This is a genomic window from Streptomyces sp. NPDC048590 (assembly GCF_043199535.1).
GTDB lineage: Bacteria > Actinomycetota > Actinomycetes > Streptomycetales > Streptomycetaceae > Streptomyces.
The window spans coordinates 407011-420359 of record NZ_JBICWC010000001.1 but is presented as its reverse complement, the minus strand read 5'-3'; the positions used below and the strand labels follow the sequence as shown (position 1 = coordinate 420359).

10 protein-coding genes are annotated in these 13349 nt (G+C 71.0%); 7 read left to right on the top strand and 3 right to left on the bottom strand.

Going from position 1 to position 13349, the window contains the following annotated elements:
* The first annotated feature begins 14 nt into the window (after positions 1–14).
* The 5 genes from ACGFNN_RS01765 to ACGFNN_RS01745 are packed head-to-tail and all read left to right on the top strand — an operon-like array spanning position 15 to position 5080.
* Positions 15–1538 carry a sugar ABC transporter ATP-binding protein gene (locus tag ACGFNN_RS01765; protein ID WP_393551900.1) on the top strand — a complete coding sequence of 508 codons (1524 nt, stop codon included), beginning with the start codon at positions 15–17 and terminating at the stop codon, positions 1536–1538.
* Positions 1535–2587 (top strand): ABC transporter permease, encoded by a 1053-nt coding sequence (locus ACGFNN_RS01760; RefSeq protein WP_393551898.1) that lies wholly within the window; start codon positions 1535–1537, stop codon positions 2585–2587. The genes ACGFNN_RS01765 and ACGFNN_RS01760 overlap by 4 nt, the downstream gene beginning before the upstream one ends.
* The gene (locus tag ACGFNN_RS01755) at positions 2571–3623 is read left to right on the top strand and encodes an ABC transporter permease (protein ID WP_393551896.1); all 1053 of its coding nucleotides are present in this window, start codon (positions 2571–2573) and stop codon (positions 3621–3623) included. The genes ACGFNN_RS01760 and ACGFNN_RS01755 overlap by 17 nt, the downstream gene beginning before the upstream one ends.
* A 38-nt stretch (positions 3624–3661) precedes the next feature.
* Positions 3662–4750: a rhamnose ABC transporter substrate-binding protein gene (rhaS, locus tag ACGFNN_RS01750; RefSeq protein ID WP_393551894.1), complete on the top strand. Its 1089-nt coding sequence runs from the start codon at positions 3662–3664 to the stop codon at positions 4748–4750.
* 15 nt (positions 4751–4765) lie between these two features.
* Positions 4766–5080: an L-rhamnose mutarotase gene (locus ACGFNN_RS01745; RefSeq protein WP_362549600.1), complete on the top strand. Its 315-nt coding sequence runs from the start codon at positions 4766–4768 to the stop codon at positions 5078–5080.
* 90 nt (positions 5081–5170) lie between these two features.
* On the opposite strand, the gene ACGFNN_RS01740 is transcribed toward ACGFNN_RS01745, so the two are convergent.
* The 3 genes from ACGFNN_RS01740 to ACGFNN_RS01730 form a co-directional block, all read right to left on the bottom strand.
* Positions 5171–6769, bottom strand: a complete 1599-nt coding sequence (locus tag ACGFNN_RS01740) for a von Willebrand factor type A domain-containing protein (RefSeq protein WP_393552881.1) — start codon at positions 6767–6769, stop codon at positions 5171–5173.
* Between the two features lie 126 nt (positions 6770–6895).
* Positions 6896–7789 carry an ABC transporter permease gene (locus tag ACGFNN_RS01735; protein ID WP_393551892.1) on the bottom strand — a complete coding sequence of 298 codons (894 nt, stop codon included), beginning with the start codon at positions 7787–7789 and terminating at the stop codon, positions 6896–6898.
* Positions 7786–10563: an alpha/beta fold hydrolase gene (locus ACGFNN_RS01730; RefSeq protein ID WP_393551891.1), complete on the bottom strand. Its 2778-nt coding sequence runs from the start codon at positions 10561–10563 to the stop codon at positions 7786–7788. The genes ACGFNN_RS01735 and ACGFNN_RS01730 overlap by 4 nt, the downstream gene beginning before the upstream one ends.
* A 130-nt stretch (positions 10564–10693) precedes the next feature.
* On the opposite strand from ACGFNN_RS01730, the gene ACGFNN_RS01725 reads away from it, so the two are divergent.
* On the top strand, positions 10694–11113 hold the full coding sequence (locus tag ACGFNN_RS01725) for a GNAT family N-acetyltransferase (RefSeq protein ID WP_393551889.1): 420 nt from the start codon (positions 10694–10696) through the stop codon (positions 11111–11113).
* 155 nt (positions 11114–11268) lie between these two features.
* Entirely contained in the window at positions 11269–13335 is a 2067-nt protein-coding gene (locus tag ACGFNN_RS01720; RefSeq protein ID WP_393551887.1) for a restriction endonuclease, read from the top strand.
* Positions 13336–13349: the final 14 nt, after the last annotated feature.

Genomic DNA, 13349 nt, shown 5'->3' with positions numbered 1-13349 from the left:
CTGAGGAGCTCCCCATGAACCAGTCCGTCCCGGACCCTGCCCCGGTCCTTGCCCTGCGGGGCGTGAGCAAGTCCTTCGGCGCCGTACGGGCCCTTCAGAGCGTCTCACTGAGCCTGTTCGCCGGAGAGGCCCACGCACTCGCGGGCGAGAACGGCGCCGGCAAGTCGACCCTGATCAAGGCTCTCGCCGGGGTGCACCGCCCGGACAGCGGCGAGGTGCTGCTGGACGGCGAGCCGGTCGTCTTCCACGGTCCGGCGGACGCGCGTGACGCCGGGATCGCCGTCATCTACCAGGAGCCGACGCTCTTCCCTGACCTGTCCGTCGCCGAGAACATCTTCATGGGCCGTCAGCCACGGCGCTCCCTGGGCCGGATCGACCGGAAGGCCGTACACACCGCGACCGCCGCCCTGATGCGCAGGCTCGGGGTCGATCTGGCACCCGACCGGCCCGCCCGTGGGCTGTCGATCGCCGACCAGCAGATCGTCGAGATCGCCAAGGCGCTCTCCTTCGACGCCCGCGTCCTCATCATGGACGAACCGACGGCCGCCCTCACCGGAAGTGAGACCGCCCGGCTCTTCTCGGTCGTCCGCGCGCTGCGCGCCGAGGGCGCGGCGGTGCTGTTCATCTCGCACCGGCTGGATGAGATCTTCGCGCTCTGCCGACGGGTCACGACGCTCCGGGACGGCCGCCTCATCGGGTCGGAGCCGCTTGAGGGACTCACCGAGGACGACCTGGTCCGCAGGATGGTCGGGCGTGATCTCGACGAGCTCTATCCCAAGCAGGACGCCGAGACGGGTGACGTCGCCCTGTCGGTACGCCGGCTGACCCGCGAAGGCGTCTTCCGTGACGTGTCCTTCGACGTGCGCCGGGGCGAGATCGTCGCGCTCGCAGGGCTCGTGGGCGCCGGCCGCACGGAGGTCGCCCAAGCGGTCTTCGGGGTCGACCGCCCCGACGCCGGTGAGGTGCGGGTGGCCGGCGGAGTCCTGCGCCCGGGGTCGCCGACCGCCGCGGTGGACGCCGGACTCGCTCTCGTACCCGAAGACCGGCGTCAGCGCGGACTGGTCATGGATATGTCGATCGAGCGCAACATCGGCCTCACCGGCCTCGGCGAGGTGCGCAGGCGTGGACTGGTCAGCCGTGCCCTGGAGCACGACCGCGCCGCGGACTGGGCGCTGCGTCTCCAGCTCAGGTACAGCCGGCTGGCCGACTCCGTGGGGGTCCTGTCCGGGGGCAACCAGCAGAAGGTGGTGCTGGCCAAGTGGCTGGCGACCGGGCCCGCCGTGCTGATCGTCGACGAACCGACCCGTGGGATCGACGTCGGCACCAAGGCGGAGGTGCACAGGCTGCTCTCGTCGCTCGCGGCGGACGGCCTCGCCGTACTGATGATCTCCTCCGACCTTCCCGAGGTCCTCGGCATGGCCGACCGGGTGCTCGTGATGCACGAGGGCCGGCTCGTCGCCGAGATCCCCCGCGCGGAAGCCAGCGAGGAGTCGGTCATGGCGGCGGCCACCGGACGCGCCGAGAGGGAGGCGGCATGACCGCCACGGCCGAGAGCCCCACGGAGACGGCGAAGGCGCCGGAGCGCAGCGCGTCCTCCCTCGTGGACGCGGTGTTCCGGGCGCGCGAGATCTCCATCGCCGGCGCGCTCGTCCTGCTCGTCCTCGGCACGTATCTGGCCAATCCGCGCTTCCTGTCCGATCAGGGCGTCAAGGACCTGCTGCTCAACGCGTCGATCCTGGTCCTGCTCGCGGTGGGGCAGTCCGCCGTCGTCGTCACGCGCAACATCGACCTCTCGGTCGGGTCGATCGTCGGCCTGTCGGCCTTCGCCTGTGGGAAGTTCGCCGCCGGGAGCGACCACGGGGTGCTGACCGTGGCCCTGCTGGGCATCGCCATCGGCGTGGTCTGCGGTCTGGTCTCGGGCGCGCTGGTCAGCTTCGGCAGGGTGCCCGCGCTGGTCGTCACGCTGGGCATGCTCTACATCATCCAGGGCGTCGACTACTGGTGGGCGCAGGGCGAGCAGATCAGCGCATCGGACGTACCCGACGGGGTTCTGGGCCTGGGCAGCGGGAGCGTGCTCGGCATCCCGTACCTCCCGCTGGTCGCCGCCGTGCTGCTCGCGGGGACGGCGTACTTCCTGCGGTCCTACCGCTCGGGGCGCGAGCTGTACGCCATCGGGTCGAGCCCGGAGGCGGCGCGGCTCGCGGGCATCCCGATCCGCCGGCGGATCCTCGCGGCGTACGCCTTCTCCGGCGCGGTCGCCGGCTTCGCGGGGGCTCTGTGGCTGGCCCGGTTCGGCACCGTCGTCGCGGACAACGCGCACGGCTGGGAACTGACCGTCGTCAGCGCCGTGGTCGTCGGCGGGGTCGCGATCACCGGCGGGACGGGGACCGTCTGGGGCGCCGCGCTCGGCGCCCTGCTGCTCACCACCATCGGCAGCGTCCTGGTCGTGCTCAAGGTGGACTCCTTCTGGCAGGGCGCCATCACCGGGGCGCTCCTGCTGCTGGCCATCAGCGTCGACCGGATCGTGAACCTGCGGATGACCGCCGCACTGAGGAGGAGGAACGCCCGTCATGACACCGGCGCCTGACCCGAGGACGGCTCCCGCGGCCGGAGCCGCGACGAAGTCCTCCCCCCTGCGTGGAATCGCGCTGCGCTGGGACACCGCGGTCGGTGTCCTGGTCGTCGCGGTCCTGGTCACCGGGCTCGGGACCACGGACGGCTTCGGCTCGGCGGAGAACCTCGCGTTCGCCTTCAACGACATCGCCGAAGTCGCCCTCATCGCCCTTCCGATGACCCTGCTCGTCGTCGCCGGCCAGGTCGATCTGTCGGTCGCCTCGATGCTGGGGCTTGGCAGCGCCCTGACGGGTGCGCTGTGGGAGGCCGGCTGGGCCTTCGAACTGATCGTGCCGGTGGTGCTCCTGGCGGGGGTCGCGGGCGGGCTGCTCAACGGATGGCTGGTCACCAGGGTGGGGCTGCCGTCCCTGGCGGTCACCATCGGCACCCTGGCGCTCTACCGGGGTCTCGCCTCGGTGGCGCTCGGCAGCGACGCGGTGACGGACTTCCCGCAGGTGTACGCCGACTGGGCCGTCGACACGACGACCGTCCCCGGCACCTTCCTCACCTATCCGGTGCTGCTCTTCGCCGTGCTGGCCGTCGTCACCGCGGTGGTGCTCCACGCCACCGGGTTCGGCCGCTCACTCTTCGCGATCGGCGCCCAGGAGGAGGCCGCGTACTTCGCGGGTGTCCGGGTCCGGCGGATCAAGCTGCTGCTCTTCGTGGTGACCGGACTGGTCTCCGCCTTCGCGGGTGTCGTCTTCACCCTGCGGTACGGAAGCGCCCGCGCGGACAACGGTCTCGGCTTCGAGATGCTCGTCATCGCGTCCGTCCTGCTGGGCGGTGTCGACTTCGACGGTGGCAGGGGCACGCTCTTCGGCGCCGTCGCCGGTGTGCTGCTGATCGGTCTGCTGAAGAACCTGCTCACCCTCAACGACATCGCCAACGAGGTGCAGGTCATCGTCACCGGCCTGCTGCTCGTGGCGTCCGTCCTGACCCCACGGGTCGTCGCCGCGGTCGTCGAGCGACGGCACAGGCGGGCCCCGAAGCCGCCCGCACCCCAGTCGTAGCCCTCTCCAGCCCCTCCCCCCGAAAGGCATACGCCGCCATGATGCTCCGCAACGCCGCTGGGCGCCGCGCCGTCGCCACCGCCGCAGCAGCAGCCGTATCGCTCACGCTCGCCCTCACCGCCTGCTCCGGCACCACGAAGGACAGCGCGGACAAGGGAACTGCCGAGGCGGGCAGTTCCGCGAAGGCTGATCCGGACGCCCCGCTGAAGAAGGGCCTGAAGCTCGCCTTCCTTCCGAAGCAGATCAACAACCCGTACGAGAAGATCGTCGACGAGGCCGGGATCGCGGCGGCGAAGGAGTACGGCGGCACCGGTAAGGAGGTCGGCCCGTCCGACGCCAGCGCCTCCTCGCAGGTCTCCTACATCAACACCCTGATCCAGCAGCGCCAGGACGCCATCCTCATCGCGGCCAACGACCCGAACGCGGTGTGCGGGCCCCTCAAGCAGGCGATGAAGAAGGACATCAAGGTCGTCGCGTACGACTCCGACACGGCGAAGGACTGCCGTCAGGTCTTCATCAACCAGGCCAGTTCGGAGGAGATCGGGCGCAGCCTGGTCCAGCACCTCGGCGAGCAGATCGGTCACAAGGGCAAGATCGCGATCCTGTCGGCCACTCAGAACGCGACGAACCAGAACACCTGGATCGAGTTCATGAAGGAGGAGCTGAAGCTCCCCCGGTACAAGGAGATGAAGCTGGTCAAGGTCGCGTACGGAGACGACGCCGACCAGAAGTCCTTCCAGCAGACACAGGGCCTCATGCAGGCCTACCCGGACCTCAAGGGCATCATCTCGCCCACCACGGTGGGCATCGCCGCCGCGGCCCGCTACCTGAGCGACTCCTCGTACAAGGGCAAGGTCGTCCTCAACGGTCTCGGCACGCCGAACCAGATGCGTGCGTACATCAAGAACGGCACGGTCGAGCAGTTCTCCCTGTGGAACCCGGAGGAGCTCGGCTACCTCGGTTCGTACGCCGCCGCCGCACTGGCGTCGGGGCAGATCACCGGCGCCCAGGGCGAGAAGTTCAAGGCCGGGAAGCTCGGCGAGTACACCATCGGCAAGGACGGCGAGGTGATCCTCGGTGAGCCGACGGTCTTCGACGCCGGGAACATCGACACATTCGACTTCTGATCGGAGAACCAATCCATGCAGCGTGTCTGCTTCCTGCTCCAGGTCCGCGAGGACCGCAGGGACGAGTACCGCGAACGTCACGCCGCGGTGTGGCCGGAGATGCTCGCCGCACTGTCGGAGGCGGGCTGGCACAACTACTCGCTCTTCCTCCGCGAGGACGGCCTGCTGGTCGGCTACCTGGAGACGGAGGACTTCGAGGCCGCCCGCGAGGCCATGGCCGCCACGGAGGTCAACGCCCGGTGGCAGCGGGAGATGGGTGAGTTCTTCGAGCAGTCCGAGGCCGCCGACGAGGCGATGGTCCCGCTGACCGAGGTCTTCCACCTGGCGTGATCGTCGGGCCCGGGCTGTCCGGCTGTCGGTGCCGTGAGCCTCGGTCCGGCTGGGGGGTGTGTCCCTGCCGGACCGAGGCCGTCGGCGGTGTCAGCCGAGCTCGCCCTCACCGGACGTACCGGACGGCTCCTCGCCCGTGCCGTTCCTGATCCGGTCGGCCTGCTCGATGGCCGTGGCGAGCTTCCCGACCGAGCTGTCCTCGGTGGAGGAGGCCAGCTTCCGCGCCCGGGAGGCGAGTTCGCCGAGGGAGGGCGTCCCCGGGAGGTCGCCTCCGCGCAGGGTGTCCGCGAAGTACGCGGCGACCGCGGTCACCTGGAGGCGCGCGCCCGCCCCGTCCCAGAGCCGGCCGTCGATGGCTCCGGTCTCCACCGAGCCGCTCTCCTCGTGGGCCTTCCTGGTCTTCGGGTCCAGCCAGCGCACCGTCGCGGTCGCCACATGGCCGGACGCGCCCTCACGGAGCCGCACGGCGTAGAGCGCGGTCACGGTGTGGCCGGGGCCGACTTCGCCGCCGTCCACGGAGTCGTCGCGGAAGTCGTCGTCGGCGACCTTGCGGTTCTCGTAGCCGATCAGCTTGAACTGCTTGACGTTCTTCCGGTCGAACTCCACCTGCGCCTTGGCGTCCCGGGCACGAAGCTCGACGTGGGCGGGCAGTTGGTCGACGAAGACCTTCCTCGCCTGCTCCTCGTCGGAGATGTAGGTGGTGTTGCCGTCGCCCTTGTTGGTGAGGCGTTCCATCAGCTGGTCGCCGTAGTCGCTGCCGACGCCGACACCGAACAGCGTGATGCCGTACTCCTTGCGGGCGTCCCCGATGCGCTCCAGGATCGCGTCCGCCTGGGTCTCGCCGGTGTTGGCGAGGGCGTCTGAGAGCAGGACGACCCTGTTCGTCGCGCCCTCGCGGTGCCCCTCGACAGCTTCCTCGTAGCCCTGCTCGACACCGGCCTCCACATTGGTGGAGTCGGTGGGTTCCATCTCCTCGATGGCGTCGCGGATCCTGGTCCGGTTGCCCTGGAGCCGGGTCATCGGCAGCCTGGTCTCGGCCTCGTCGCTGAAGGTCACCAGGGAGACGGAGTCGTCGTCGCGGAGTTCGTCGGCCAGGATGCCCAGCGAGGTCTTCGCCAGGTCGAGCCGGCCCGGCTCGGCCATCGAGCCGGAGATGTCGACGACGAAGGTGAGTGCGGCGGGCGGCCGTTCGCCGGTCTTCGCCTCGGCCCTGGTGGCCAGTCCCACCCGCATGAGCGACCAGTCGGAGGCTCCGGCACCGGGGCGGGCGCCGTCCACATGCACGGAGAAGCCGTTGCCCTCGGGCTGCTCGTACCCCTGGCGGAAGCTGTTGACGAACTCCTCCGGGCGTACGGTCCCGGCGTCCGGCAGCTGCCCGTCGCCCAGGGTCCGGCGGGCGTATCCGTAGCTGGCGGTGTCGACGTCCAGCGCGAACGTCGACAGGTAGTCGGGCGCCGCGCTCTCCCGCCCCGCCTCGTCCCGCTCCTCGACGGCCGCGCCCTCACGCTGCTCCGGGGAGGGCTGCCCCGGGGCGGGTGGCTGCTTTCCCCCCGCGGGCCCTCCGTTTCCGGCGACACCATGATCGGCCGACGACCGGGCGCCGTCGCCCGACGCCCCGCAGCCGGTGATCAGAAGTCCGCCCAGCAACAGGGCGACTGCCGCCCGGTAGGTGTTCGTCCCGCGTTCCATCCGTACCCCCCACGTCGTGGACATCTGTGAATGTGACGCGTGAGGGGGCCGGGCGGAGTCGTCAGAAGCGTTGCGGAACAGTCTCGATGGCGCAACGGCGGGCGGCGTGGCGGCGGAACGTCAAGGTCAGGACACGATGTCCTTACGACTGAACCCCCGGAAGGCGAGGGCGAAGAGGATCAGGGCATAGGTCACCGATACGGCCGCGCCCTTGGCCATCCCTCCCCATTCGAGATCGGGCTGAAGGGCGTCGGCCCACGCGAACTGCCAGTGCGCGGGCAGGAAGTCACGCCAGCCGCCGAGCGCCGTGACGGCGTCCAGCACGTTGCCGACGATGGTCAGGCCGACCGCCCCGCCCACCGCGCCGAGCGGCGCGTCCGTCTTCGTGGACAGCCAGAACGCCAGCCCCGCGGTCACGAGTTGGGACACGAAGATGAAGGCGACGACGAGCGCGAGGCGGGGCACCGTGTCGGAGGTGGCGAGCGCACCCCCGGTGGGCAGCCTCAGCGGCCCCCAGCCGTACGCGGCGGCGCCGGCCCCCAGAGCCACCAACGGCAGCAGCACCATCGCGGCCAGGCTGAAGCCCAGCGCCACGACGAGCTTGCTCCACAGCAGCCGGGAGCGCGGCACGGGCGCCGCGAGGAGATAGCGCAGCGAGGACCAGCTCGCCTCGGATGCCACGGTGTCCCCGCAGAACAGGGCGACCGGGACGACCAGCAGGAAGCCGGCGGAGACGAAGAGGGAGGTCGCGGCGAAGTTCGCGGCGGACTCCGTGGCGACGTCCATGAGGTTGATCCGCGAACCACCGCCTCCCCCTCCCCCGCCGTCCCCACCACCGGGGGTGCCGCCGATGGCGAACGCGATGATCAGGATGAACGGCAGCGCGGCGAGCACCCCGCCCATGAGAAGGGTGCGGCGCCGGCGCAGCTGCCTCATCGCCTCCACGCGCAGCGGCAGGGTGCGGCGGGCCTGGTAGCCGGGCGCCTCTGCGACGGTCCGGATCTCTGTTGCGGAGCTCATGCGGATCCTTGGGAGATGAGGGTCAGGAAGGCGTCCTCCAGGCGGCGGTGCGGCCCGACTCCCGTCACGGGTACGTCGAGGCGCACCAGGTCCGCGACGAGTTGCTCCGCGCCCGCGCCGTCGAGGCGGACGAGCAGCCCGTGGCCGTCGTCGGTACGCACCGCGGACCCGATACCGGGCAGGGCGGCCACCTTCTCCACGAGCGGCTCGGTCACCTCGCTCGCGGTCGTGACGAGCAGCATGTCGCCGGAGCCGGTGATCTCGGCGACCGGTCCGGCCTGGACGAGCCGGCCCCGGTCCATGACGACGAGGTGGGTGCAGGACTGTTCCACCTCGGAGAGGAGGTGGCTGGAGACGATCACCGTGCGGCCGCCGGCCGCGTACCGGATCATCACGTCCCGCATCTCGCGGATCTGGGGCGGGTCGAGGCCGTTGGTCGGTTCGTCGAGGATGAGCAGGTCCGGCATGCCGAGCATGGCCTGGGCGATGGCGAGGCGCTGCCGCATGCCCTGGGAGTAGGTGCGCACCGCCCGGGCCAGGGCGTCGCCCAGCCCGGCGATCTCCAGCGCCTCGTCGATGTGCGCGTCCTCGGCGGGGCGTCCGGTGGCCTGCCAGTACAGCTCCAGGTTGGAGCGGCCCGAGAGGTGCGGGAGGAAGCCCGCGCCCTCGACGAAGGAACCCACGCGGGACAGCACGGGCGCTCCGGGGCGGATGGCGTGCCCGAAGACCCGGATCTCACCCGCGTCCGGGGTGATCAGCCCCATCAGCATGCGCAGGGTGGTGGTCTTGCCCGCCCCGTTCGGCCCGAGGAGGCCGAGGACCTGCCCCTTCTCGACCCGGAAGCCGAGGTCGCGTACGGCGTACCGGTCGGTGGCCCCGGCGTACTTCTTGGACAGGTCCGTGATCTGCAGCGGTACGCCGGCGAGTGCGGGGTCGGGCGCGGGTGTCGCGGTGCGACGGCGGGCGGTGAGCAGCAGGACCGCCGCGATGACGGCCCCGGCGGCCGGGAGCCCCCAGGTCCACCAGGGCAGGGCTGCCGCGGCGGTCTTCACACCGGGCGCGGTGGGCACGGTGAGCGGCCCGTCGAGGGTGACGGTGTACGTCGCCGGCTCGGCGGGGGAGGCGTAGGCGAGGTCGGTCGCGGAGAGGACGAGACGGAGCCGGTGCCCGGCGTCGACCTCGTGGTCGACGCCGGGCAGGGTCAGCTCGACGGGCTTGCCCTGCTCGGCGGGGGTGACCCGGTAGGGGGCGACGAGCTGGGAGGGCAGGACCTGCTGCTTGCCGTCCGGGGAGACGTCGTAGACCTTGCCGAACAGGACCGCGTCGCCTTGGTCGGCCTTCACGTTCACGGTGACGGTGGGCGATCCGGTGACGTGCACGGGCCGGTCCAGCGGGGCGGACTCGAAGCCCGCGTACTGCCCGGGGAAGTCGAGTGAGAGCCCCACGCCGAGGGAGGACAGCTGGGAGAGCCCGCCCCCGATGCCGGGGATGGCGGAGACGGAGGGCGGGTTGGCTCCCGCGGGGTTGCGGAAGGTCTGGGTGAGGCCGTCCGCCGCCTTGCGTCCGGCTCCACCTTCGCCGGAGGTCGCGGGGGGTTCCTGCCCGCCGGCCGCCCCCGGTCCGCCCGGTCCGCTCTGTCCGCCGGCACCCGGTGCGGTCTGCTGCCGGACGCCACTGAGCGCGATCTTCCGCCCGCCGCTGTTCAGGCCCGGGTAGGAGTCGCTGCTCGCGCCGCGCTTGAGTGCGGCGCCGTCGGTGGAGTCGACACCGCCGGTGCGGGTCACGCGGAAGCCCGGCCCGGTGTCGGCGCCCTTGTCCTCCTTGAGGTACCGGTCGAACCAGTCGCCGACCCTGCCCTGGATCCGGTCACCCTCGTCGTCCCCGCCGTCGTGGCCGCCGGAGATCCAGTCGACCGACACGGGCGCGCCGTTGGCCTTGATCGCCTTGGCCATGGCGTCGGCCTGGCCGAGCGGGAAGAGCGAGTCGCTCTGGCCCTGGAGGATCAGCGCGGGTACGTCGATCCGGTCGGCCACGGCCTCGGGGGAACGTTCCGTCAGCAGTTCGCGGGCGGCGGCGTCCGGCTTGCCGCTGACGGCGACCCGCTCGTACATCTCGCACAGCTCCTTCGAGAACCTCTCGCAGCCGCCGCCGGAGCTGACGAAGATCCCCGCCCAGAGCTTCTTGAAGACCCCGTCGGGGAAGAGCGCGTCCGCGAGGTTCCAGTAGCTGATCACCGGCGCGATGGCGTCGACCCGCTTGTCGTAGCCTGCGGCGAGCAGCGAGATGGCGCCCCCGTACGAGGCGCCGGTGACACCGACCCGAGGGTCGCCCTTCGCGTCGAGCTCGACCTCGGGCCGGTCCGCCAGCCAGTCGATGAGCCCGGAGACGTCCTTGACCTCGGCGTCGGGGGCGTTGAGCGTGATCTCCCCCGTGGTCCGTCCGAATCCCCGGGCGGACCAGGTCATGACGGCGTACCCGTCGGCGGCGAGCTTCTCGGCCTGGGCGCGCACGTCGTTCTTGCTGCCGCCGAAACCGTGCCCGATGAGGACGGCGGGCCTGCGCTGCGAACCCCCGGACGTGAAGTAGGAGGTGTCGACCGACACCCCGTTCATCTTCATCATCCGGTCCTGCCGGTGCACGGTGGGGGCACTGTCGTCGGCGACGGCGGTCCAGGTACCGGCACCCGCGAGCACGGCGAGGGCGGCGACGACCGCGGCCCACCGGCCTGGGGTGCGGGGCAGCCGGTGCCGCCACCGGGAAGTCGGTTTCTCCATGACTCGACCCTAAAGGGCTCGCGTCCGGGGTCCCGCTGCCGCCAGGGTGAGGTGTGCCGCCTCCCCGAGAGGTACGCCACCCCCCTCCCGTACTGCGGACGCGGTACGCCCACCCGGCGAAAGGCCCTTCGTGGACATCCGACCCGCGACCACCACGGCGGAACTCCTCGCCGCCGCACACCTCTACGACGCCCCGCCGCGCCCGGAGTGGGCGGCCCGCTTCCTCGCGGCGGGCGGCCATCTGATGCTGATCGCCCACGTGGACGGCGCCCCGGCCGGTTTCGTCTCGGGCGTCGAGATGCTCCACCCGGACAAGGGCACGGAGATGTGCCTCTACGAACTCTCGGTCGACGAACGCTTCCGCCGCCGCGGTATCGGCCGCGCGCTGACCCTGGCCCTGGCGGCCGAGGCACGGGAGCGCGGCTGCTACGGCCTCTGGGTGGGCGTGGACCGCGACAACGGGGCGGCGCTCGCCACGTACCGCTCGGCGGGGGCTTCGGACGACGGGGACTTCACCATGCTGGTGTGGGAGTTCGGCGGGGCGGGGTGAGAAGGACGACCGCTGCCCGGTCGCGGGAGTGTCGACCTGCGGGTACGTCGTCCCTTCTTCGGTGAGTGGATGTGCATGCGGCAATTGCTGACTAGAGTCGTCTGGTTACAGCTGGTTGTGGGGACAGCCGGTGCCTCGGGGAGGGCGTGCATCGCATGAGTCGTAGGTCTGGTGGTCTGGTCGGCGTCTGGGCCGAGGCGCAGAGGCAGCAGCAGCGGCAGTTGGAAGCCGAAGCCAGGCGGCAGAGGCAGCAGGAACAGCAAGCGCGCGCCTATCAGCGCCGAGCCGCGCAGAGCCACCGGGAGTACAGGCAGGCAGAGGCCCTGCGACGCACGGAGGAGCTGGACGCGCAGGTCGCGTCGCTGCGGGGACTGCTGGCATCAGGGTGCCGGGCCCCGGCCTTCAGAGCCGCCTCCTTGATGCGGGCCGAGGAGGTGCAGCCTTTTGCACCCGGGGCGTTGGGCCGGCCCGTACCCATGCCGGACTTCAACCACTACCAGAGCCAGGGGGGTTGGACCGCCGGCCGTCGCGCCCAGGCTCAGGCGGAGGCCAGGGCGCGGTTCGAGCGGGACTGGCAGGCGGCACAGGCGGCGGAGGCCCGGCGGCAGCAGGAGCTGGCGACCTACCAGCAGCAGTATCAGCAGTGGGCGGATGGCCGGTTGGCCGAGGTCCGGCGCCACAATGCCGGCGTCGCAGCGGTGACCGAGGGTATGAGGCAGCGGAACCCGGAGGCGGTGATCGAGTACTTCTCCGCCGCGCTCTACGCCTCGGCCGTGTGGCCGGAGGGCTTTCCGCGCAGACTGGCGGCCGCCTACGACTCCGCGGCCGGTCAGCTGGTACTGGACTGGGAGCTGCCCGCCTTCGATGTCGTACCGGAGGTGAAGTCCGTCCGGTACATGTCCGGTGTCGGTCAGGACAAGGAGACCCCTCGCCCACTGACCCAGCGCCGAGCCGTCTACGGAGAGATTCTGGCTCAGTGCGTGCTTCTGGTCCTGCACGAGCTGTTCGCGGCGGACGAGCAGGGCGCACTCGAGTCGGTCGCCCTGAACGGATTCGTCGACGGGCACGACCCTTCCACCGGACGGCCTGGTCACATCGTTCTCGCGACGGTGATGGCCACACGCTCCTCGTTCCGTGATCTGCACCTGTCGCAGGTGGACCCGGGGAGCTGCCTGACCGATGCACTGCGCGGGCAGCTCTCGCCCCGACCGGACCAGCTCACCCCCGTACGGCCGGGCAGGCGCCCCGCGGACGTCGGAGACAGCGTTGTCTCACATGGCGACGACGAGGACCCCGACCTCTTCGCCATGGACCCGATCGCCTTCGAGAACCTCGTGGCCGAGCTCTTCCGGGCGATGGGGATGCAGGCAGTGACCACCCAACGCTCGGGCGACGGCGGCGTGGACGTCGACGCGTTGGATCCGGCACCGATCCGTGGCGGAAAGATCGTCGTACAGGTGAAGCGCTACCGCAGAACGGTGCCGCCCACAGCCGTCCGCGATCTGTACGGGACGGTGCAGGACGCCGGTGCGAACAAGGGCGTTCTCGTCACGACCTCAGGATTCGGGCCCGGATCGCACACCTTCGCCAACGGCAAGCCGCTGGAACTCATCTCGGGTCCGGAGCTCGTCGACCTGTTGCACCGTCACGGTCTGCGTGGGCGACTCGGCGACGGAAGCCCGCAGGCGCCGGACCGCCGGCCACAGCCCGATGCGGCTCCGGACACCGCGCCGCCTGACGACTACAACATCCTGGGAGTCTCGTGGAGGGGCAGCACCGCGCTGGACGTGTGCGCTCTCGTCTGCCGTGGCGACCGGGTACTGAGCGAGGATCACTTCGTCTTCTTCAACAACCCGCGCTTGGCGGACGGATCGGTGCGGACGATCCCCGCGGACGCACCCGACAGGTCCGCGATCTGCGTGTCGTTCGACGCACTGCCGGAGGAGGCCGACCGGCTCGTTCTCGTGGCGGCCGTCGATCCGGAGATCAACCCCGAGGCCGATCTCGCCGGCTTCACGGACGCCCGCATCCGCCTGCTCGACCCGGGTATGGCCGAGCTGGGCTTGCTCGAGGTGTCGGACGGCCGGGCACGGGAGACGGCTTTGGTGCTCGGCTCCTTCCGCCGGAGACCGAACGGGGACTGGGACTTCGTCCTGGGCGGCAAGGGCTACACAGGCGGGCTCGAAGAGCTGGTGCAGGACTTCGGCATCGAGGTGGAGTAGCCCTCGGACGAGCC